This window comes from Bradyrhizobium betae (assembly GCF_004123905.1).
Taxonomy (GTDB): domain Bacteria; phylum Pseudomonadota; class Alphaproteobacteria; order Rhizobiales; family Xanthobacteraceae; genus Bradyrhizobium; species Bradyrhizobium betae_A.
This window is the reverse complement of record NZ_MZXW01000021.1, coordinates 276,366-297,220: the sequence shown is the minus strand read 5'-3', so window position 1 is coordinate 297,220 and position 20,855 is coordinate 276,366. Positions and strand designations below refer to the sequence as shown.

20 protein-coding genes and 1 pseudogene are annotated in these 20,855 nt (G+C 62.5%); 6 read left to right on the top strand and 15 right to left on the bottom strand.

Annotated elements, in window-relative coordinates; translation table 11 throughout:
* Positions 1-191 (top strand): hypothetical protein (locus B5V03_RS42045; protein ID WP_206736166.1); only part of this gene is annotated, 191 nt, incomplete at its 5' end.
* 235 nt (positions 192-426) lie between these two features.
* On the opposite strand, the gene B5V03_RS19580 is transcribed toward B5V03_RS42045, so the two are convergent.
* Positions 427-801, bottom strand: coding sequence for a hypothetical protein (locus B5V03_RS19580; RefSeq protein ID WP_129272026.1), 375 nt, complete (start codon positions 799-801; stop codon positions 427-429).
* 101 nt (positions 802-902) lie between these two features.
* On the opposite strand from B5V03_RS19580, the pseudogene B5V03_RS19575 reads away from it, so the two are divergent.
* A pseudogene (locus B5V03_RS19575) lies at positions 903-1,286 on the top strand (IS5 family transposase); the annotation flags it as partial.
* 21 nt (positions 1,287-1,307) lie between these two features.
* On the opposite strand, the gene B5V03_RS19570 reads toward B5V03_RS19575, so the two are convergent.
* Positions 1,308-1,634, bottom strand: coding sequence for a GcrA family cell cycle regulator (locus B5V03_RS19570; RefSeq protein WP_129272025.1), 327 nt, complete (start codon positions 1,632-1,634; stop codon positions 1,308-1,310).
* A 38-nt stretch (positions 1,635-1,672) separates the two neighbouring features.
* Positions 1,673-1,849, bottom strand: a complete 177-nt coding sequence (locus tag B5V03_RS41540) for a hypothetical protein (protein ID WP_164988133.1) — start codon at positions 1,847-1,849, stop codon at positions 1,673-1,675.
* Between the two features lie 635 nt (positions 1,850-2,484).
* Here B5V03_RS41540 and B5V03_RS19565 point away from each other — a divergent pair.
* Complete coding sequence (locus tag B5V03_RS19565) at positions 2,485-3,888, top strand: Spy/CpxP family protein refolding chaperone (RefSeq protein WP_245502272.1); 1,404 nt, start codon at positions 2,485-2,487, stop codon at positions 3,886-3,888.
* Positions 3,889-3,981: 93 nt separating this feature from the next.
* On the opposite strand, the gene B5V03_RS19560 is transcribed toward B5V03_RS19565, so the two are convergent.
* Together B5V03_RS19560 and opgC are read right to left on the bottom strand one after the other, a co-directional pair.
* Positions 3,982-4,194: a hypothetical protein gene (locus B5V03_RS19560; protein ID WP_129272023.1), complete on the bottom strand. Its 213-nt coding sequence runs from the start codon at positions 4,192-4,194 to the stop codon at positions 3,982-3,984.
* A 30-nt stretch (positions 4,195-4,224) separates the two neighbouring features.
* The gene (gene opgC, locus B5V03_RS19555) at positions 4,225-5,685 is read right to left on the bottom strand and encodes an OpgC domain-containing protein (protein WP_129272022.1); all 1,461 of its coding nucleotides are present in this window, start codon (positions 5,683-5,685) and stop codon (positions 4,225-4,227) included.
* 463 nt (positions 5,686-6,148) lie between these two features.
* On the opposite strand from opgC, the gene B5V03_RS19550 reads away from it, so the two are divergent.
* Positions 6,149-6,811 carry a response regulator transcription factor gene (locus B5V03_RS19550; RefSeq protein ID WP_129272021.1) on the top strand — a complete coding sequence of 221 codons (663 nt, stop codon included), beginning with the start codon at positions 6,149-6,151 and terminating at the stop codon, positions 6,809-6,811.
* Here the strand turns inward: B5V03_RS19550 and B5V03_RS19545 are convergent.
* The 10 genes from B5V03_RS19545 to B5V03_RS19500 form a co-directional block, all read right to left on the bottom strand.
* On the bottom strand, positions 6,806-8,926 hold the full coding sequence (locus tag B5V03_RS19545; protein ID WP_164988132.1) for an MASE1 domain-containing protein: 2,121 nt from the start codon (positions 8,924-8,926) through the stop codon (positions 6,806-6,808). The genes B5V03_RS19550 and B5V03_RS19545 overlap by 6 nt on opposite strands.
* Before the next feature lie 539 nt (positions 8,927-9,465).
* The gene (locus tag B5V03_RS19540; protein ID WP_129272020.1) at positions 9,466-10,329 is read right to left on the bottom strand and encodes a sugar phosphate isomerase/epimerase family protein; all 864 of its coding nucleotides are present in this window, start codon (positions 10,327-10,329) and stop codon (positions 9,466-9,468) included.
* A complete protein-coding gene (locus B5V03_RS19535) occupies positions 10,329-11,519 on the bottom strand; it encodes a dihydrodipicolinate synthase family protein (protein ID WP_129272019.1) in 1,191 nt (396 codons plus the stop codon). The genes B5V03_RS19540 and B5V03_RS19535 overlap by 1 nt, the downstream gene beginning before the upstream one ends.
* A 10-nt stretch (positions 11,520-11,529) precedes the next feature.
* Entirely contained in the window at positions 11,530-12,681 is a 1,152-nt protein-coding gene (locus B5V03_RS19530; protein WP_129272018.1) for a Gfo/Idh/MocA family protein, read from the bottom strand.
* Positions 12,678-14,075, bottom strand: a complete 1,398-nt coding sequence (locus tag B5V03_RS19525; protein WP_129272017.1) for a hypothetical protein — start codon at positions 14,073-14,075, stop codon at positions 12,678-12,680. The genes B5V03_RS19530 and B5V03_RS19525 overlap by 4 nt, the downstream gene beginning before the upstream one ends.
* 4 nt (positions 14,076-14,079) lie before the next feature.
* Complete coding sequence (locus tag B5V03_RS19520; protein WP_129272016.1) at positions 14,080-14,928, bottom strand: ABC transporter ATP-binding protein; 849 nt, start codon at positions 14,926-14,928, stop codon at positions 14,080-14,082.
* Positions 14,925-15,917 carry an ABC transporter substrate-binding protein gene (locus B5V03_RS19515; protein WP_164988131.1) on the bottom strand — a complete coding sequence of 331 codons (993 nt, stop codon included), beginning with the start codon at positions 15,915-15,917 and terminating at the stop codon, positions 14,925-14,927. The genes B5V03_RS19520 and B5V03_RS19515 overlap by 4 nt, the downstream gene beginning before the upstream one ends.
* 52 nt (positions 15,918-15,969) lie before the next feature.
* Complete coding sequence (locus B5V03_RS19510) at positions 15,970-16,779, bottom strand: ABC transporter permease (protein ID WP_129272014.1); 810 nt, start codon at positions 16,777-16,779, stop codon at positions 15,970-15,972.
* 308 nt (positions 16,780-17,087) lie between these two features.
* Entirely contained in the window at positions 17,088-17,747 is a 660-nt protein-coding gene (locus B5V03_RS19505; RefSeq protein ID WP_129272051.1) for a TetR/AcrR family transcriptional regulator, read from the bottom strand.
* Positions 17,748-17,969: 222 nt separating this feature from the next.
* Positions 17,970-18,818, bottom strand: a complete 849-nt coding sequence (locus tag B5V03_RS19500; protein WP_164988130.1) for a VOC family protein — start codon at positions 18,816-18,818, stop codon at positions 17,970-17,972.
* Between the two features lie 215 nt (positions 18,819-19,033).
* On the opposite strand from B5V03_RS19500, the gene B5V03_RS19495 reads away from it, so the two are divergent.
* Both B5V03_RS19495 and rbsK read left to right on the top strand, forming a co-directional pair.
* Positions 19,034-19,927 (top strand): sugar kinase, encoded by an 894-nt coding sequence (locus tag B5V03_RS19495; RefSeq protein WP_129272012.1) that lies wholly within the window; start codon positions 19,034-19,036, stop codon positions 19,925-19,927.
* Positions 19,928-19,945: 18 nt separating this feature from the next.
* Positions 19,946-20,851, top strand: coding sequence for a ribokinase (rbsK, locus tag B5V03_RS19490; RefSeq protein WP_129272011.1), 906 nt, complete (start codon positions 19,946-19,948; stop codon positions 20,849-20,851).
* The last annotated feature ends 4 nt before the right edge of the window (positions 20,852-20,855 follow it).

Here is a 20,855-nt window from a genome sequence, read left to right as displayed (position 1 = left end):
CAGAACCTTCGCAAGATGGCCAAGCTGATCCCAATGCCCACCTTGGGGTAGAAACCGCCAAAGCCATTGGGCCGCATCGCGCTGACGCCAATACATCCGATTACTGTTTCCCTTTTTCAACGGAATCGGCCAAAAGAGGACATATAGTCGGTCTTCAGCCGACGCCCCCGATGAACAATCGGAAAAAGTAAAAGCCCAAACGAGGTAGAGAAATGGAAATCGACCGAGAAGGCAATCTCTCGACTGTCAGCGCTATTAAAACCGCCCGGTATTAAGCCTTCCTACGGACTCGGCTTGCCCGAAGCCACTTTAACCTGCCTTGTATCAAGAGGCGTTATGTCATTCGTGAGGTGTCGAATGTCGTAGTCCGCAAAGTTTGTGATCTGAGACCCCGCTCTCCTCCAAAGGTCAAGCATCGCGCGGCCATCAGGGCCAACCAAAAATACGCCGAACGTGCGGGGAGTACCGATCTTGCCTCCTATTCCAGTAACATTGCCTTGCCAGAGACTGCCTGCGTGCTGAAACATTTGCCCTTGGGGCCAATAGCGCTCCCCATCCGTCGTCATTATCCAAAGGTCTCGGCCCTTCCGGCAAGTTCTCGACCGTTGCTTCCACCGGAAACGCCCAAGGGACACCATCGCCCGGCTCGGGCTTGTTAATGCTGACCTTCAGCTTCGCGGCCTGATAACCAAGGAAAAGAGAAGCAAGAAAAACCAGAGCACTGACAAGCATCGACACTCTAGCCCATGCCGGATAGGTGACAAAAAAGCCTAGAGCTTTCGTCACAAAGTCCCAGCTCATGTCCATCTCCGTGCGGGCGCAATCTCTACGCGTTCTGTAAGCTAATGCACCTAGCGACGATTGCCTAGCATTGACCCTCTCCTTTTTCCGTTTTGGCCCCCAGCAAGATTCACGCGGTGGTGGGCGCCAATGGCCTGCCGGTCCATCTCGCCCTCACGCCCGGCGAGGCGCATGACAACCGGCTGTGTTCGGTTCTGCTCAGCGCATTGCTTCCCGAGACGATGCTGCTCGCGGATCGCGGCTACGAGGCCGACTGGATCAGGGAGCTTGCCCGCCAACAAGGAGCATGGGCGAACATCCCGCCGAAACGAAATCGCAAAGACCCGATCTGCTTCGGTCCGCATCTGTATCGCTCACGCAAGTTGATCGAACGGTTCTTCAACAAGATCAAGCAATGTCGGCGTGTCGAGACCCGATACGACAAACTCGCAGCCAACTATCCTGCATTCGTCAAACTCGCATCAATCCGAATTTGGCTGCGTGCCAATGGGCCCACGCCCTGGCGCCTAGCCCGTATTTCTGACCGCCTCAGCCAGCATGGCGTAAAGCTGACGCTTGCTAAGCTCTTTGGGCTGCGGTTTCTCCAGTGGTTTCGACACCTTCTTACCTGCCGCGCGGGCACAAGCGGCGGACAAGGGCGGCTTTCGCTTTGGTGCCGACCTTATCTGGGGTTTTGCAGTTGATGGCTTGTGACCACGTTTCAGGTCCAAACGAGTCAGCAGCCCGCAGACCGCGTTACGACTACACCCGAGACGGCGCGCAATGTGCGTGGCGCTGTGTCCCAAGGACCAGAGCTCTCTCAGCAGCGCCAGCTCTCTGTCATCCCAACTCATGGAGATACTATAACGCCGGCTATCTATCGCTGCCTAGTCTAGTCTTCGTCTGGCTCGCGCACGACCGGCACCTCTTCCTCGCCTTCGTCCTCCTCGTCCTCGTCGTCTTCTTCATCTTCATCAGGATCTCGGGGCGGCATCATGTGGCCCCTGATCACCGAGGCATCCCAATCGACCGAGCTGATGGACCGTTCTTCGAAGATGTGTTGCTTCATGTTGTGCTCCTCCAAATACCCGTAGCCGAATACGAAGTCCGAGATGCGATCGAGCGGTTCGCCACGATCCTGACGCAGGCTTTCTCTTCAGGCTGCCTGCGTCGGAACATCGCAATGCCGGCCCGCAGCCAACAACGAACTATTCCGCCCTTTGTGCGTTAAAAATTGTGGGCGATTTCGAGCTGGGAGCTACCATCATGCTTCCGCATGGCGCTTGCCTGACGGCTTTTTTGGTCGGTGTCTCGGTGCTGGCGGGAAGCGTCGGCGCGTCCGCCCAGGGCCACGGAAGGGGTGGACCACCGGGACAGGCTGCAGCGCCGCCAGCTCGGCCAGCAGCGCCGCCCGCCATGGCCCGTCCGGCGGCGCCGCCAGCCATGGCACGTCCCGCCGCGCCGGCATTCCATCCGCCGTCCATGCCGCAGCGCCCGGCCATGGCGCCACATCCGGCGCCGCACTTCGCCTCACCACCGCCGCGTCCGCCCTCCCATTTCGCTGCGCCGTCGCCGCGGGCCGCCCCGCACGTGGCCGCGCCGCGGCCTGAATTCCATCGGGCGCCGGCGGCGCCGCAACGTCCGGCCATGGCATCGCGGCCGACGCCGCATATCGCCCCCTCCCGTCCAAGCGCATCGCCGGCCGTGAGCGAGCGGCTGTCGCGACGAGAGCAGATCGAACAGCACGCGCAACAGCATCAGCAGCAGATTCAGCAGCGGCAGCAGATGGTGCAGCAGCGGCAGCGCGAGACGCTGTCGCGCCAGACCGCCGACCGCCAGACCCGCATCGATCGCCTGCACCAGCGCGTGCAGCAATTGCAGTCGCAAAAGCCGGACGGCGCGCGGGCGCAACGCGAGCAGCAACGGATGCTCCAGACGCAGAACCGCTTGCTTGACCGGGAGCAGCGCGCCCAGCAAAGCGACCTGGCGCGCCAGCAGCGGCTTGGACTACAGGCCCCGGCCGGGCGCGCGCCGGCCACTGCGGTCGCCGCGCAGGCCACCGAGCGCGGGCGGTTTGCCGCGCGATTCCGCGACCAGGCCACTCCGCAAACCCAGGCGGCCCTCGTTGCCCGCCAGAGCGGCTGGGCTCCCCGGCAGGCCTGGCGACACCGCCATCCGGCGGTGTTCGTGGCGTGGCTTGGGCCCGTGTTCTGGCCCTACGCCTATTCCGACATTTTTGACTACACGTTCTGGTCCTACGCTTACGAGCCCGGCTATTGGGCGTACGCGTATGACGACTTCGTCGACACCGTTTACTGGGGTGATGACAGCCCCTATTCCGCCTATGCCAGCACCAACCCGTCTGACTATCCGCAAGCCGGCGGCGGCAGCCGCGCGCGGCCGCGCGCGAACGTGAGCCCGCAAACGCTCCAGCAATTGTGCGGCACACCGGACAAGGGCGTCACGGCCTGGCCGCTTGCCGATATCGCGCGGGCGGTGCGGCCGACGCCGGAGCAACGCGCGCTGCTCGACGAGTTGAAGACCGCGGCGGCCAACGCTGCCGCGTCGTTCAAGGACTCCTGCGCGGAGACGTATGCACTGACTCCCGCTGGCCGCTTGCGGGCGATGACGCACCGCATCAGCGCGACGCTGGAAGCTGTCAAGATCGTGCGACCGGCACTGGAGAATTTTTACAACTCGCTCAGTGACGAGCAGCAGGCCCGTTTCAACGCGCTTGGGCCCCATGTCGGCGACCGCTCGCCGCAGCAGCAGGAAGCCAGTGCCGAGAGCTGCGGCGATCCGAAGTCCGGCCTGACTCAATTGCCGATCCAAAGGATCGAGGCTGTGCTCCACCCCGCAGGCAAGCAGAAGGAGGCGCTCGATCGCCTCAGCGAAGCGACGGCAAAAGGAGTTGAGGCCCTACAGGCCGCCTGTCCGAACGACGTCCCGCTGACGCCGGTCGGACGGCTGGAGGCGATGCAGCACCGGCTCGAGGCCATGCTGACGGCTGCCAAGCTGGTCGAACCCGCCCTGGACGCGTTCTACGCCACGCTGAGCAGCGAGCAGAAGGCGCGCTTCAACACGCTGCAACAGGTCGCAAGCCCGTGAGGGCAGCGTCGCATTAGTAGGAACGGAACCCTCGCAGAGCATGTCTGCTGATTTCAGCAGACATTCGCAACATGGTGTCCGGTTTGTGGGGTACTAGGTCGGCTTGCGCGGGCCGGCGAAAACGATCTCGCGCACCGGCGTGCAGGTCGTGAATACGAGCGCAAACCGGCTGCACTGCCAGTCAGCGCCGAGCTCGGCGCTGGTGGATGATGTCTGGTTGACCGATAGTAATGCCGCCACGCAAGTGAACGTCACGCACGCCGCGACCAGCACCGTCCCCTTGTGGGTCCTTGGGTGGTTAATCATGGCCTTGGCTCCTATACGATGGCCGGAAGATTAAGGGACAGGCTCCACAGTCCTTGAGGTCCAATTCACATCCTGAGCCACATTTCTCGCTGGTGGCCCGAAGACGGGCGCGATTGCTTGCACCGGATCAGCGCCCCAGCCGGACTCGCGCACCGGAGCAAACAGCATCTTTGGTCGATCACCTTCTTCGATATGGGCGAGCAGCGCGGGCGGCATAACGCCGAGTGACTTGACGCCGAGTGTCATGACGCCGAGTGTCTTGGCCCTCTTGAGATTCTGGGCCCTCTTGAGATTGATGACCAGCTCAAACCTGGTCGCCTGCTGGACAGGCAAGTCGGCGGGCTTCGCCTGCGGCGGCTGCCTGGGCTTGGTGTTGATCGAGTTCAGCAGCGTCGCCGCCGCGACCATCACCAGAACGCCACCAACACTGAGGGCGATCTGCATCATCAGCCCGTCCGAGACGTCGAGCAGCGCCAGGTGACTGGCCAGCGCCAGCAGAACGCCGAGGCAGTAGATTGGCAGCGAGTTCTGGCCACAGGAAATGGCGCCGCGCATCACCGCCGTCTTCAGCCCTCGCCAATCGCGCGGCACCAACCATAGGACCAAAACCGCAAGGGCCAAGAAATGCAGCAGTCGCAATGGAGCAAGATTCGATTTGTCCATCGGGTAAAGCAGCGCCGGCAGCGGCTGCGGGACCAGCGCTTCCAGCGGCTTGATGCTGCAGCTCAACGCGACGACGAGGCTGAACACCAGATAGAGAACGGCAGGCACAAGGACGTTGCGAGAGGTCACGCACGGCCGGAATCTCTTGCCCTCGATGATCCACCACGCTCCAAGCACAAGCGGCAGTTGCCAGGCCAGCGGATTGAAGAACCAGTGCCCGTTCGGCCATGCCGGGATGGTCCAGCCGAAGACATGCACCAGTGTGTAAAGCAACAGCGACGCGCCGAGCGTTGCGTTCGGCGCTCTCAGCAGCAGCCACAGCAGCGGCGCGAACAAAAGGTGGTAAAGCACGAAGAGCGGCAAGACGTCGGTGTTGACCGGGCGGTACTGCAGGATCGCCGCATGCGCGAGCGTCATGCCCGGCTGTTCCAGCAGAATGCGCGTATTGCTCCTGTCGGCAAGAGGGCCGCCGCCTGCGAGGTGAACCACGACGGCGCACGCGAGCGTGAGCAGCAGAAATGCGACATAGATATCCCAGCTTCGCCACAGCGTCCGGCCGATCACGGCGGTCCAGCCCGCGCTCTGCCGTGCCTTGCCGTAGGACAACGCGCAGGTCAAACCCGAGAGAAACATGAACACTTCCGCAGCATCGCTGAAGCCGTAGTTGCGCAGCGTCAGCCAGCTGCCGACGTTGTTGGGGACATGGTCGAGAAAAATATACCAGAGCGCGATGCCGCGGCAGGCATCAATGCGCAGATCGCGGCCGTAGGCGTTCAGCTCCGGAAGCGGGCTTGCCAACGGCTTCGGGGTGGCAGTTCGATCAAGCATCTGGTTCCCCGTCCAGCGTCCAGGGAGGTTTCAGGAGGGATCGACTCTGACAAAAAACATCAGCTGCGCCGACCCCGGCCGCGACTTATGGCGACGCCTGGTACAACCTCCTGGCGCGGGAGGCTGTCGGTTGATGATTATCGTTCAACGGTCCAGCGCGTAAATCAGCCGGAGGTCCTCACAAAGGGGTTCTTAGGTCCTATGATCAAGGTCCCCACAGATATCCGCACTCTGAATCCCGCGACTCTGGTGGTCCGCACTCGCTTTTCGGGGTCCTGTGACCTTATTTCAATTGCAGCACACAACGGCATTCGACTTCTACCTTGAATGCCTACCTTGAACCGCCGGTTCGGCACGGTTTCAGGGTCGGTTTCCCCGCCGCCTCTTCCTCGCAAAGACCCAAAGCTGGGTATATGATCTCTTCAATTGGATCTCCGCGCCATGGGATGACGGAGAGCTTTTCATGAGAGTTCTTATTGTTGACGATCATGCATTGATACGCGAGGCGTTGCACGCGGTGCTGAGACAAGTGAAGCGAGAAGCCGTCATATTTGAAGCTTCGAGCAGCCGTCAGGCAATGGACATAGTCGAGGAACATCCCGACATCAGTCTTATCTTGCTTGATATCAATTTGCCTGACAGAGATGGCTTCTCTGTCCTTCGCGAACTGCGAGACCGCTATCCGACCATTGCCATCATCATTCTCTCGTCCTCGAATGATCAAGACACGGTGAAGCGCGCTTTCAAACTTGGCGCTCTGGGTTTCATCCCGAAAACGACCGGACGAGAGGTCATGCTCAACGCCATTGAGCTGGTGTTCTCCGGCGGCATTTACATTCCCTCGGAAATCCTGGAGGAAACACCGTCTCCGCGGCCTACAAATAAACCAACGACGCCCGACTTTCTTAAGGGCCTCGGATTGACCGATCGGCAGATCGAAGTGCTTGCGCTTCTGATGAAGGGACAAAGCAACAAGGTCATTGCCAAGACCCTCAACATGGCCGTGCCGACAGTGAAGAACCACATAACAGTCGTTCTCAAGACGCTCGGCGTAACAAGCCGCACCGAGGCAGTCATAAAAGTGGGAAAAATGGACTGGGAATCGCCCCCGAAATCCGGGTCATGAAGCCGACCGGGCATCTCTTCTGTCGACATGATCCATAAAGTGCTCGTGCATGACAGCGCGGAGCCGCATTGGGTCGACTGGCTTGTGCAGCAAAATGTATCCCCTGTCCTTGGCCTCACGCGCTGGTTCAGGTGCCGTATCGCCGCTGATGAGAATGGCAGGAATGGATGAACCAAACGCCGCATTGATTTGTTCAATGGCTCGGATCCCGGTCTTTCCGCTCGCAAGATGATAGTCCGAGATTATGAGATCGGGACGTTGTCGGCGCTCCGCAAGTCGGATAAGCGCCGCTTCGTCGGATCCGGTGGTAAGGACGGTGTATCCCCATCTGCCAAGCAATCCGCCAGTTCCCTCCTGCACGATTGGAGCATCGGTAATAACAAGAACGACCTTGCCTTCGACAGCAAAGGCCGCGGGGTGTGGCGAGTCGACGGAGTCGGTCGACCTGTCGCATTCATCGGCCATCGGAACCAGGATCGCGAATCGCGAACCACGGCCCACAGTCGAAGCTAAGTCGATTGGATGGTTGAGAAGCAGGCGAAGCCTGTCGACGATAGCCAAGCCGAGCCCCATGCTGCCGTGCCGGTTCCGGTCTCGAGCAGCAAGTTGAAAAAACTCGCCAAAGATGTTCTGCTTCTGATCCTCAGGAATGCCGGGACCACTATCCCATACTTCGATGCGCAACATCTGACCGCGTCGACGGCAGCCGACAATGATCCCGCCCCGCAATGTATAGCGCACCGCATTGGATACCAAATTGAGCAGTATGCGTTCGAGCAGCATGGCGTCGCTCCGCACCCAGGCGTCACTTCGCCTGACGCGCAGACGCAAGCCCGTTTCTCGCGTTGCCTGATCAAATGTCGTCTCAATTTTTTGCAACAGGCGCGCGATCGGGAATACAGTAATTGTGGGTATGAGTATCCCGGCATCGAGCCTGGACATATCCAGGAGCGAATTGAGCATTTCATCCATTTCCTTGCGCGTTGCATCGACCAGCTCGATCGTCCTTATCCTTTCCCCCGATCTGAGCGGTGTGCGCAGTTGGGCAATGAACAGGCCCAGCGCATGTAGTGGCTGCCGCAAATCGTGGCTTGCCATGGCAAGAAAGCGCGATTTTGCTGCATTGGCGAGCTCAAGCTCCTGCGTACGCTCCGCGACCTTCCGTTCGAGTTCGATCTGCGCGCGGCGCAGCCTTCCCTCCCCCTTCTTGCGGACCTCGACGTCGGCGCTCAGTAACAAGCTCGGAACCGTAACACTGATCAGGAACATCAACAGCAGCAGGAACGAAGCGTTGAGATCCGCGGTCGTGAAAGGGCCGCCGCCCGTGAGCGTCCCCCAAATGGTGATGCCGGCAAGCACCAGCGCAACCGTTGCGGTGTCACGCGGACCGCGGCGCAGCGCCGCCCACAACATCGGCAGGATCGCGAGAAAACCCAGCGGATCTCGGCTCGGCGTCTGCTTGATCAGCGGACTGTAAGCAATGAGTCCAACAACCGCCGCTGTTGCGAGCACGCCGACCGTCTCCAGAAATTCATTGCGGCTGAAAGTACGGTAGCGGCTTGATGCCCAAAGTACGAGAGCAGGGGCAATGACCAGCGCGCCGGTCACGTCTCCCAGCCACCACGTGACCCAGGCGTTCACGAAATCGGTCCGATCGACGTACCCGGCGGCCGCCAGGCTGGTCAGACCAATGCTCGCGCTGATCGGCGTCGCGATCACGATGCAGATCAAAGCAAACTTTGCGACAGAATCTGGTCTCGAAAACGTATTGCATCCGCTCGACCATCGATTGACCAGATAAGCGCCAACAACGGCCTCAAGAGTGTTGCCGGTCGCAATCGCAATTGCGGTGGCAACCGAGCCGGCCGTCGTCGCATTGGCGATCATTGCTGCAATAAAAATTGCGGGCCAGGTCCGATATCCCCACAACAGCACCGCCGCCAGCGCGACACCCGTCGGCGGCCAAATTGGCGTTGCACTGGGATTGATAGAGGCGAGGGCAAGGCCGCCTTTTGCGAGGACGTAATAGATCACGCCGATTGCGACCAGACCGCCGGCATAGCGAATGCCTCGGCGGAAATTTATCTCCGGCGCAAGTGATCGTAGATATGACATCGTCGACGCCCAGACTAGGCAGTTGCATCGTCCAGCACGGCTGACCTTTTGATCTCCTTGAAAAGATCAATGATCGCTGCTTACCCGTTTACCAGGCGGTTGATCGACACCACTCCGTCCGACCGTTGCGACAACGCAAACTCGACAGGATGCACTCAGATCGAATTGATCACTGCAGTCTGCTGACGGACGGAGAGACGGCGCGTGTTTGGTCACGAGGGCAAACTCTTTCGGAGCTCAGCGGCCTGTCGCTGATTCGGATACGAATCAAGGCCGCCCCCACAGCCCTGGTGGCCACCGCAATTGCCCTGCATAATCGCAAATCGGGTTCGTTGAGGAAACTACCCATTTCGAGTTAGCAGCACGCGCCCCCCCGCGAAATCAGGAATGGTTCGCCCGTGATCGGGCGAGCCTGACGGCCGCCAAGCTGGTCGAAGCCGCCCTGGACGAGTGCCTATGTCATCCGGTGTAGCGAGCAGAAGGCGCACTTCAACACGCTGCAACAGGTCGCAAGCCCGTGAGGGCAGCGTTCGTGGGACCTACACCACCGTCTTGTGCCGTTCGATACAGGTGCGCAGCACCTCGTCCATCGGCTTGTTCCACCAATCGTTGGAGAAGATTTCGATCTCCGAAAAGCCGGCAAAGCCCTGCGCTTCGACTGCGGCACGCACCGATTTGATGTCGATGACGCCGTCGCCCATCATGCCGCGGTCGTTGAGAATGTCCTTCGTTGGCACCAGCCAGTCGCAGACATGGAACGCGAGCAGGCGATCTTGGCCTGCGCGCGCGATCTGGCCCATCAGCTCCGGGTCCCACCAGATGTGATAGACGTCGAGCGCGACGCCGAGCATGCCGGTACGGGCAGGCTCGAGCCGGTCGCAGATGTCGAGCGCCTGCTTTGTTGTGTTCACGCAGGCACGGTCGGCCGCATAGGCCGGATGCAACGGCTCGATCGCCAGCGGCAGCTTTGCTTGTTTGGCGTAGTCGAGCATGTCGGCCAGCGCCTCCTCGACCTGCCCGCGCGCTCCCGCGATGTCCTTCGACGCCTCGCTGCCCGGCCGCGAATATTGCGGCAGGCCGCCGACGACGAGAACGATGCAGGGCGCGCCCAGCGCCTTGGCCTCATCGACACAGCGGCGATTGTCATCGCGCACCTCGCCTCGGCGTGACGCGTCCGAAGTGAACATGCCGCCGCGGCAATAGCCTGATAGCTCGAGACCGGCATCGCGCACCGCGCGCGCAGCGCGATCGAGCCCGACGGCGGCTACCTGATCGCGCCAGGGATCGATGGCGCGGATACCATGCTTTGCGCAGGCGTCGATGATCTCGACGAGATCACCCTGTTTGCGGACTGTCGCCGTGTTCAGCGACAGCCAGTGATGGTCAGACGAAAAATCGCGCATCAGGATTCGATACCGCGAGTAGCGAGCACGGTCTTCATCCGCTGCGTCGCGAGTTCGGGGTTGGCGAGCAGTCCGGCCTTGTCGGCGAGACGGAACAGCTCGGCCAGATGCAGCGTGGAGCGCGTGCTCTCCTGGCCGCCGACCATGGTGAAATGATCCTGGTGGCCGTTGAGATATGCCATGAACACCACGCCGGTCTTGTAGAAGCGCGTCGGCGCCCTGAAGATGTGGCGCGACAGCGGCACCGTCGGTCCCAGCACGTCGTGGAAGCCGGCTTCGTCGCCGGCAGCTAGCCGCGACAGCGCGTAAGATGCCGCCGGCGCGATCGCGTCAAAAATGCCGAGCAGCGCGTGCGAAAAGCCTTGGCTATCGCCAGCAATCAGCTCCGCGTAGTTGAAGTCGTCGCCGGTGTACATCTTGATGCGCTTGTCCAGGCGCCGGCGCATGTCGATCTCGCGCTGCTTGTCGAGCAGCGAGACCTTGACGCCGTCGATCTTCGCGGCATTGTTGTTGATGATGGCCACCGCGATATCCATCGCCTTGCCGAGATCCTTGGTGCCCCAGTATCCGGTCAGAGCAGGATCGAACATGTCGCCGAGCCAGTGGATGATCACGGGCTCACGGACCTGCGACAGCACGCGGTTGTAGACCTTGGCGTAGTCGTCGGCGCTGCGACCGAGTTTTGCGAGCGCACGCGAGGCCATCAGGATGATGCGGCCGCCGACCTTCTCGACCGCCGAGACCTGCTCCTCGTAGGCGCGGATGACGTCGTCGAGGTTTTTCGCGTCCTCGACCGCAAGATGATCGGTGCCGGCGCCGGAGAACACCAGTGCATTGCGCCGCTTGGCGGCGCCGACCGAGCGGGTGATCAGCTCCAGCGAGGTCGGCCAGTCCAGCCCCATGCCGCGCTGCGCGGTGTCCATGGCTTCGGCGACGCCGAGGCCGAGATCCCAGACGTGCTCGCGGAAGGCGATGGTCTTGTCCCAGTCGACGGCGGCAGAGAGCCAGGGATCGTTGTCGGCGAAGGGATCAACGACGGTGTGCACGGCGGAGAAGGCGATGCGGTTCAGTGGCCCCTCGAGCTTTGCGGGAAACGTGCGCGAGGCTGCAAGCCGGTAGGTCTCGATCGAACGATCGGCCTTCGGCAGCTTCAGCGACAATGACGGGATCGGCAGGACGGGTTTGTTCATGCGTCCCTCCTCAGACCTTGATCGGCGCAACGTCGATCCAGCGCCGCTCCTTCCAGCTCTTCAACGCGCATTCGGCGAGCTGCACGCCCTTGACCCCTTCGAGCAGCGTAAACTTGTAGGGCGCATCCTCGTAGACGTGGCGGATGAACATCTCCCATTGCTCCCTAAAGCCGTTGTCGTAGGTGACGTTGTCGGGCAGCTTCTGCCAGTCGCCGTAGAAATCGTGCAGCCGCTTCTCGTCGGGATTCCACACCGGCCGGGGCGTTGCCTGCCGCGCCTGGATCATGCAGTCGGTGAGACCCGCGACCGCCGAGCCGTGGGTCCCGTCGACCTGGAAGGTGACGAGGTCGTCGCGATAGACGCGCGTCACCCAGGACATGTTGATATGGGCAATGACGCCGCCCTCGAGCTGGAAGGTCGCGTAGGCGGAATCGTCCGCGGTCGCCTTGTACTTCTTGCCTTGCTCGTCGAATCGCTCGGGAATGTCGGTGTTGCCGATGCAGACCACGCTCTGGACGTTGCCAAACAGATTGTCGAGCACGTAGCGCCAGTGGCAGACCATGTCGAGGATGATGCCGCCGCCGTCCTCGTCGCGGTAGTTCCAGGACGGCCGCTGCGCTTCCTGCCAGCCGCCTTCGAACACCCAATAGCCGAACTCGCCGCGCACCGAGAGGATGCGGCCGAAGAAGCCGGAATCGCGCAGGAACGCGATCTTCTTCAGGCCGGGCAGGAACAGCTTGTCCTGCACCGTGCCGTGCTTGACGCCCTTGGAATTGGCGAGCTTCACGACCTCGAGCGCTTCTTCAAAGTTCGTCGCGATCGGCTTCTCGCAATAGACGTGCTTGCCGGCGTTGATGGCCTGAGTCAGCAGACCGGGCCGCGCCTGCGTGGTCGCGGCGTCAAAGAACATGGTGTCGTTCTTGTCGGCGAGAGCGGCGTCGAGGTCGGTGGTCCAGCGGGTGATGTTGTAGCGCTTGGCGAGAGCCTCGACCTTCTCGGCGCTGCGGCCGACCAGGATCGGATCGGGCATGATGCGGTCGCCGTTCTTCAGGCGAACGCCACCCTGCTCGCGGATCGCGACGATCGAGCGGATCAGATGCTGGTTGAGCCCCATGCGGCCGGTGACGCCGTTCATGATGAGGCCGAGGCGTTGGGTGGTCATGCCAGATACTCCTGAAGTGATTTTGGCTGTTCGAGCGGGCGGAGCGCCGACCAGTCCGGATGGACCGACGTCGCAAAGCCCGTTGCATGAAGCGATCCCGTCAGGAGATCGCCGTCGTGAATCGAGAGCCGGGTGCCGTGCCCGGCATCGGTGTAGAGATCGGGATGCGCGGCCGCGAAGGCCGCAGCTTCAATGGCCGGCGTCTCGCCAAAGCCGTCGACATAGTGATGGCCGTTGCGTTCGGCGTGGGTGACGCCAATGAAGGCGCCGAGCGCGAGGTCCTGCTGCACGGCAAGGCCGGACTGACAGGTCAAGTCCTCACCCGTGACGAAGAACCGTTCGCCGCCCGCGCTCCATTTGGCCGCGCGCGTTGCGTTGACGATGGACTTGTAGAGGCCTTTGCAGGACTTTGAGGAAATGCCGTGATAGCCGAGCGCACGCGCAGCTGGGAACGCATCGTAGGAATCATCGGCTTCGTCGATGATGAAGCCGCGTGCGGCGAGCGAGCCAAGCGGCGATTGCCGCGTGATATCGCGCGGCATCGGCTGCTCGACATAGAGCAGGCGCGACGCGATCGGCCGCAATGCAGCATCATGATCGAGCCGGTCCATCAGCACCTGCAGCGCGACAAGATCCGCGTACTGTTCGTTCGCGTCGAGCGTCACCTTGGTGTCACGATCGAGCGCATCGAGTTCCTTGCCGATCCGCGCCAGCCGTACCGCGTCGGCTGCGGGATCACCCGATAGCTTCAGCTTGAAATAACTCGCGCCGGCATTCTCGCGTGCATCGGCAACACCGCCCTCGCCTTCGACGGTATCGTCGAGCCCGACGGTATGCCTGATCGCCACGCGCGGCAGCGGCTTGCGGCCCAAGAGAAACGCGGTGATGTCCGCGTCCTTCAGGTCAGGCGAAAGCCGCGCGTCGATGCCGGCGACGTTGCCGGCCATCCCGTCGAAAAAGCTGATGTCGGCAGCGCGGAGCAGCGCATCGAGGATCGCCTTGTCGATCTCCGCGGGGCCATAGGCCGCTGCCAACGCCGGGATGTTCTTCTTCGCGCAGGTCGCGACCTGGGCACCGATGCACGAGGCATGCAGATCGAACGCCGTCAGGAATCCAGTCCGCGCAAGATATAGCCCGCGCGCGATCTCCAGCGAGCGCCGCAAGCCGTCGACCGTCTGCGCCGGCGACAACTCCGGCCGCTTGTCAAACCACTTTGGCACCAGCAGCTCGGCGCTGGCGCCGACCGCAACACCCCTGCCCTCGACCTCGATCTCAACCCGCACGAACAGCTGCGGTGTCGCATTGATGGTGATCGCGCCGAAGCGGAACGGCCGCGCGAACTGCACGGGACGTTCGAAGAAGGCGATATCTCGCAGCTTCAGGCGGGGTGACATGATTTTAATCCAATGCACCTTGCGAGAAGAAATGCTTGCGGATGCGTTGCACGAGCTCGGTAAACACCGGATCGGCCATCACGTCGAGCGAGCGCGGGCGCGGCAGCGGCACGTCGTAGATCGCGGCGACCGCGCCGGGCCGCTCGGTCATGACCAGCACGCGGTCGGCGAGGAACACGGCCTCTGGGATCGAATGCGTGATCAGGAGCACCGTCTTCTTCGTTTCGCGCTGGATTCGCATCAGTTCGACATTCATGCGTTCGCGTGTCAGCGCGTCGAGCGCGCCGAACGGCTCGTCCATCAGCATGATTTTTGGATCATGCACGAGGGCACGGCAGATCGAGGCGCGCTGCTGCATGCCGCCGGAGAGCTGCCACGGCAGCTTCTTCTCGAAGCCTTCGAGCCCGACCATCTTCAACAGCGCCTTGGCGCGTTCGAGATAGGTTTGCCGCGGCAGCCGCTTCATGTCGATCGGCAACATCACGTTGGAGAGGATGTTGCGCCATGGCAGCAGCAGCGCGTTCTGGAACACGATGCCGACATTGCCGTGCGGCGTCGTGACCTTCTCACCCTCGACCAGGATGTCGCCTGTGGTCGGCGGCAGCAGCCCGGAGATCAGCTTGAGCAGCGTGGACTTGCCGCAGCCGGACGGACCAACCACGACGAAGAACTCGCCCTCGTTGATGTGAAAATCGAGCGGACGCAGCGACGGCACATCGCCGTCGCGCGTCCGGTAAGTCTTGGACACGCCGGACAGATTGATGCCCGACGCATCGCCGGCCGCCCGGTCGCTCACCAGTCTCAGGTGTGCGGCCGGCTGCACGGTGTCACTCACGACTGTCGCAGGTTTCACGAGCCACTCTTCGGCAGATAGTCGTTGGTGTAGAAGGCCTTCGGGTTATCCTTGGCCTTGGCATCGAGCCCGCCATATTCGACCATCAGATTGACGCTGTCGGTCATGTTCTGGTCGGTGACCTGGAACGGCCGCTTGGCCTTGGTCTCCGCGGTCCGGTAGAGCGGAATGGTCAGCTCAAAGCCTTGGGTCAGCGTGTCGATCTTGCCGCCCTTGGGGTTGGCATCGAGGATCGACTGCGCCGCCGCCTTCGGCTCCTTCTCGGCGGCTTCCACCGCCTTGGTCGTCGCCGACATGAAGCGGCGGACGAGGTCGGCATTGGCCTTCACATAGTCGGAATTGGCGATGATGCCTGACGAAACCATGTTGATGCCGTAGTCGGCAAACTTGATCGGATAGACGTCCTTGCCGGTGGCGTCCTTGATCTTCATCGACTGGTCCATGACGTAGCCGAGCAGCAAATCAGCCTGGCCGTTGATGACGGCGTTGAGTTTTGTTTGGCCGTCGCCGGCAACGGTGGTGAAGTCGCTTTCCTTCAGGCCGGTCTTCTTCAGGAACAGCGGCCAGATCTGGGTCATGGAATCGGCCGGCGTAATCGCCACCGTCTTGCCCTTGATGTCCTCGGGCTTCTTGATGTTCTTGTCGACAAAACCCATCGCGGACATCGGCGAGGTCTGGAGCAGCACGCCGGTCGCAACCACGGGCGCGCCTTTGATCGCGGCGCGCATCATCGTGGGAACGTCGACATAGCCGAAATCGGCGGTCTTGGCGGCGACGGCCTGCGTGGTTGCGGCCGAGCCGCGGCCTTCCTGGATTTCGAGGTCGATACCTTCGGCCGCATAAATGCCCTTGGCCTTGCCGTAATAGAACGGCGCGTGCTCGCCATAGACATACCAGTTCAGCATCAGCACGACCTTGTCCGCCGCCTGCGCCGGCATCGCCGCAAACACCATCAGCGCCGCCGAGACAGCTCCTATCCACCGCTTCATCGTCACTCTCCCTTGTCGTTGTGTTTCGGCCGTTGGTGGCCGTTGCGTGAAGTTAAGAGGCGAAAATCACGTCTTCGCGCTGGCTGACATGCCAGGGAATGACCAGCTTCTCGATCCGGTCGACGATCCAGAACAGGATGACGCCGAGCAGGGCGAGAATGACGAGCGCTGCGAACATCGTCGGCAGGTCGAACGTGCCGATCGAGCGCTGCATAACGTAGCCGATGCCGGAGTTGGAGCCGACGAACTCGCCGACGACGGCGCCGACCACGGCGAGCGTCACCGACACTTTGAGACCGGAGAAGATCGCCGGCAGCGCATGCGGCAGGTTCACTGCGCAAAACACCTGGAAGCGGCTGCCCTGCATGGCGCGGGCGAGATCGACCATGTCGGGGTCGACCGACTTGAAACCCTGCACGGCGGAGACCACGACCGGGAAGAAGCCGAGCAGGAACGCCGAGATCACTTTTGGAATGATGCCGAAGCCGAACCACACCACGAACAGCGGCGCGATCGCGATCTTCGGCACGGACTGGGAGAACACCAGCAGCGGATAGACATAGCTTTCCACCGTCTTCGAGCCCGCGATCAGCATCGCGACGGGAATGCCGAACAGCGCCGAGAGCATAAAGCCGCAGACGGTCGCATAGGTGGTCGGCCAGGATTGGCGCAGCAGTTCCGGCCAATCGGTGCGCAACACGGCGATTACATCGCCCGGCGACGGGATCTGATAGGCGGGAATTTTGAACAGCCGGATCGCGAGATCCCAGGCCACGACGATGAAGACCAGGAACAAGAACGGCCGAACCCAGGCCGCGTTCAGCATCTTGGATACCGCACTTTGCGGCTTCGGTTCGGCCAATTTTCACTCCCGGCATTCTTCTTGGTTCTGGGGAGAAATTAACCCGTTGGATAAATACTGTCCAGAGGATTTCCTGTGACGTTTTGCGTGGGTTCCGGGGCGAATTGGTTGCGAGGTCCGTGCCCCGGACGCAGCGCAGCGCCCTTGCGGTGCGCTGCAGAGCCGGGGCCCACTTAACGGCAGAGAACGCGGCTACTGGGTCCCGGTTCTGCGCAGCGTCACTTCGTGCCGCGGCGCGCCCGGGACACGAGACTGCTGCTTCGGCATCCACCTGCCTCCCGCCTCGTTCGCTCCACGCGGGCGATAGACTACGCCGTCTGCGCCACCGCGCTACGCGACTTCGGCGCCTTCGCGATCGCGAACAGCTCCGTCGACCGCCCCGTCAGCGCGGCGAGCACGAGGCCCGCCATGTGCGAAAGCCGCTCGTCCTTGGCTTTCTTGTCCAAGAGATCGCGGCCGAAGATCACGCTGAGCGTCGCGGAGTTGGAGAGATAGAAGAAGCTAAGCGCCGCGATCGAGATGTAGAGCTGCACCGGATCGACCGCGACCTGGAAGTCGCCGCTGTCGACGCCGCGCCGGACCACGGTGCGGATCATCTCGACGAAGGGCGAGTGCATCGACTTGACCTTGGTCGATTTCTTCAGGTGTTTTGCGCGCGCGAGGTTCTCGGTCTGGAGTAGCGACAGGAACTCGGGATTGCGCAGGAAGTAATTCCAGGTGAACTCGATCAGGCGGCGGATCGCCTCGGGCGGATCGAGATGTTCGAGATCGAGCCCACGCTCCTCGCTGCGGATCTTGTCATAGGCGCCTTCGAGCACCGCCAGATACAGCTCGTCCTTGTTGCCGACGTGGTAGTACAGCATGCGCTTGTTGGCGCCGGCCTTGGCCGCGATGCGATCGACGCGGGCGCCGGCGAGCCCGTGGGTGGAGAATTCCTGCTTGGCGGCTTCGAGAATGCGCAGCCGCATCCCTTCGGGATCGCGCTGCCATTTCAGAGTTCGCTTTGCCTGTGCCTTCGCCAAACCGGATGCTCGCTGTTGCTCGTCCACATCGCATTTATCATGCACACTGCCCGCCGCATAGTTTCGTCATTGCGAGGAGCCCCTGCGACGAAGCAATCCAGGCTTCCGCCGTTGAGGGATTCTGGATTGCTTCACTTCGCTCGCAATGACGCCTGGAGAGAACGGCGGTTATTCCACCGGCTTCGGCGAGCGCTCCAGCAGCACCGTCTGGATGCCGCAGGTGCCGTTCCGCACCGTCATGATCCGCGTGCCGGGCTTGCGGCCGTTGCGCACTTCGGTGACGTCGAGGCCATTGGCGATCAGGCGGGCGCGGGTGGCGTCGATGTCGGCGACGCGCCAGCTCAGGCCCCAGAGACGGTCATGCGCGGCGTCGCCGCCCGCCACGGGACGGCGCACCACCTCGACGATCAGGTCGCCGCAGCGGAAGAACATCAGCTGGCCCCAATCCTGGTGCGAGCGGTCGAGCGCGAGATCAAGCCCGAGCCGCGCACCGTAGAGTGCGGCGGCGCGCTCGGAATCCTCGGTGGTGATCACGACATGGTCGAGCGCATCGATTGGCGCGATCTCGGTCGCGACCGATTTGGGGCGCTCCTCCGCAAGCTCGAGGAAGAACATGCGCACGCCCCGCGTAAGTTCGGTGGCCGCGCGCGTGCGCTTCCAGTGCAGCACGGCGTCGGTCGCAGCATCGCTGCTTTCGACCTCGGCCACCGGATCGGGCTTGAGCGCCACCCGCTCCAGCCGCCGGTGCATCTTGCCCATGTCTGCGACACGAAAGCACAGGCTGGCGAGCACGCCCTCGCGGTCGTCGAGCAGCGCCCGCATCCGGTCGGCGGCCACGCTGAAGCCGCTCGGCGCCATCAGCTCGATCGTCATGTTCTCGAGCGTGAACAGCACCCGGTCGGCGCCCTCGCCGGAATTCTGCCAGGCCGGCGCCCGCCCCAGCAGCGTCTGATAGGCCGCCCTGGCCGCACCGATGTCCTGAACCAGAGCGACGACGTGATCGAGGCCGGTGATCATTCTTGCTCCCTCCGACAGGTGCGGAACCGAAACGCCCGTTGGTCGTTGGCCGCGCCCCGGGGGCACAGCTCGCCCTGCCACGGTCGTATTCCGGCCCCCGACGCACCTCAAGCGGCTATGGCCATGGCTTTGCGAATATTTTTGGCGTTTCTCCCGCGGAAGCGGTGCTAAGGTAAGCGGCCGGCCGGGACCACAAAGCGCATCACGGACAACCAATGCAGGCTCTCTTTATCGGACAGACCTATATCGACGTCGTCTTCATCACCGACCACATGCCGACCGGCGACGAGAAGCACGTGGCTACCGACTACGCGGTCTCTTTCGGCGGCAATGCGGTCACGGCGGCATTCTGCTGCGCCAAGCTCGGCATTGTGCCCGACCTCATCGCCACCGCAGCCAATGACTGGCTGGGGCGCATGTTCCAGGACATGTGCGCGAAATACGCCATCTCGCTGCACGGGCGGAAGGTGAACCAGTCGTCGCTGTCCTTCATCATGCCCAAGGACGGCAAGCGCGCCATCGTCCGCTGCCGCGACGACGAGCACATCCATCCGTTCCCGATGCTCAATCTCGGCGGCTGCCGCGCGCTGCATATCGACGGCCACCAGCCGGACGCCGCGATCCACTACGCAAAAGTCTGCCGCGAGGCCGGCATCCTGACCTCGTTAGACGGCGGCGGCCTGCGCACCAACACGCATGAGCTGCTGGAATATATCGACGTCGCGATCGTCGCCGAGCGGCTGTGCGAGCAGATGGATCTCACGCCGGAAAAGATGCTCGATTACCTCAAGGGCCGCGGCTGCAAGATCGGCGGTATCACCATGGGTGAGAAGGGCCTGCTCTGGTACAACGAGACGGGCACGGTCGAGACCATGCCGGCGATGCCGATCCCGCGCGAGCGCGTGATCGACACCAATGGCGCCGGCGACGTCTTCCACGGCGCTTACGTCTATTCGTATCTGGCCCATCCCGGCAAAAGCTGGCGCGAGCATTTTGATTTTGCCCGCGCCGCCTCGACCTTCAAGATCCAGCGGCTCGGCAACGAAGCCGGGCTGCCGACCCTTGTGGACATCGCCAAAGTCAGGCACGAGTTCGAAGTCAGGGTTTAGGCTTCGAAAGGGCATATCATGGGGCGCGTCTTCATCGCCGGCAGCATCAACATGGATGTGGTGGCGACGGCCGATCGCCACCCCAGGGTCGGCGAGACCGTCGCGGGCAAGCAGGTGCTGTATTTCCCGGGCGGCAAGGGCGCGAACCAGGCGGTCGCGGCCGCGCGGTTGGGTGCGAAGACCACGCTGATCGGGCGGCTCGGCAAGGATGCATTCGGCGCTGAGCTGAGGACGTTCCTCGGCGCGCAGGGGGTTGATCTCGGCTCCGTCCGCGAGGCCGACACGCACAGCGGCACCGCGATCATCACCGTCGCCGAATCGGACAACACCATCGTCGTCATCCCCGGCAGCAACGAGCTGGTCAGCGTGGATGACGTCGCGAACGTTCCGCTCGCAAAGGGCGATGTCGCCGTCAGCCAGTTCGAGATTCCTCTGCCGACGATTGCCGCGTTCTTTACGCGGGCGCGCGAGGCAGGGGCGACGACACTGCTCAACCCGGCACCGGCGCAAAAAATGTCCGGCGAGCTGCTCGCGCTGGTCGACATCCTCGTGCTGAACGAGACCGAGCTCGGCTTCCTCGCAGGCGTGGAGCTTTCGGACAGCGACGAGGCCGCGCGGATCATCGACGTGGCGCGGGGGCTTCAGGCTCGCGCCGACCAGACCATCTGCATCACGCTTGGCAAGCGCGGCGTGCTGACGCTCGCTGCCAGCGAAGAGTTTGCGGTGCAGGGGCGCGCCGTGAAGGCGGTCGACACCACAGGCGCCGGCGATTGTTTTGTGGGCGCGCTCGCCTCGCAGCTGGCCGATGGCGTCGCGTTGCGCACCGCCCTCGCCTTCGCCAACGCCGCCGCCTCGATCAGCGTCCAGCGCATGGGCGCAGGGCCGTCGATGCCGACGGCAAAGGAAGTGGCCGCGGTACTATAAGACG

Bases quoted from the DNA above. Each gene is read 5' to 3' on its own strand.
- B5V03_RS19495 (WP_129272012.1), top strand. From the start codon at position 19,034: ATGCAGGCTCTCTTTATCGGACAGACCTATATCGACGTCGTCTTCATC.
- B5V03_RS41540 (WP_164988133.1), bottom strand. From the start codon at position 1,849: ATGAAGCAACACATCTTCGAAGAACGGTCCATCAGCTCGGTCGATTGG.
- B5V03_RS19580 (WP_129272026.1), bottom strand. From the start codon at position 801: ATGAGCTGGGACTTTGTGACGAAAGCTCTAGGCTTTTTTGTCACCTAT.
- B5V03_RS19515 (WP_164988131.1), bottom strand. From the start codon at position 15,917: ATGAAGCGGTGGATAGGAGCTGTCTCGGCGGCGCTGATGGTGTTTGCG.
- rbsK (WP_129272011.1), top strand. From the start codon at position 19,946: ATGGGGCGCGTCTTCATCGCCGGCAGCATCAACATGGATGTGGTGGCG.
- B5V03_RS19535 (WP_129272019.1), bottom strand. From the start codon at position 11,519: ATGAACAAACCCGTCCTGCCGATCCCGTCATTGTCGCTGAAGCTGCCG.
- B5V03_RS19540 (WP_129272020.1), bottom strand. From the start codon at position 10,329: ATGCGCGATTTTTCGTCTGACCATCACTGGCTGTCGCTGAACACGGCG.
- B5V03_RS19505 (WP_129272051.1), bottom strand. From the start codon at position 17,747: ATGCGGCTGCGCATTCTCGAAGCCGCCAAGCAGGAATTCTCCACCCAC.
- B5V03_RS19560 (WP_129272023.1), bottom strand. From the start codon at position 4,194: ATGATTAACCACCCAAGGACCCACAAGGGGACGGTGCTGGTCGCGGCG.
- B5V03_RS19570 (WP_129272025.1), bottom strand. From the start codon at position 1,634: ATGAGTTGGGATGACAGAGAGCTGGCGCTGCTGAGAGAGCTCTGGTCC.
- B5V03_RS19545 (WP_164988132.1), bottom strand. From the start codon at position 8,926: ATGTCATATCTACGATCACTTGCGCCGGAGATAAATTTCCGCCGAGGC.
- opgC (WP_129272022.1), bottom strand. From the start codon at position 5,685: ATGCTTGATCGAACTGCCACCCCGAAGCCGTTGGCAAGCCCGCTTCCG.
- B5V03_RS19530 (WP_129272018.1), bottom strand. From the start codon at position 12,681: ATGACCACCCAACGCCTCGGCCTCATCATGAACGGCGTCACCGGCCGC.
- B5V03_RS19500 (WP_164988130.1), bottom strand. From the start codon at position 18,818: ATGATCACCGGCCTCGATCACGTCGTCGCTCTGGTTCAGGACATCGGT.
- B5V03_RS19550 (WP_129272021.1), top strand. From the start codon at position 6,149: ATGAGAGTTCTTATTGTTGACGATCATGCATTGATACGCGAGGCGTTG.
- B5V03_RS19525 (WP_129272017.1), bottom strand. From the start codon at position 14,075: ATGTCACCCCGCCTGAAGCTGCGAGATATCGCCTTCTTCGAACGTCCC.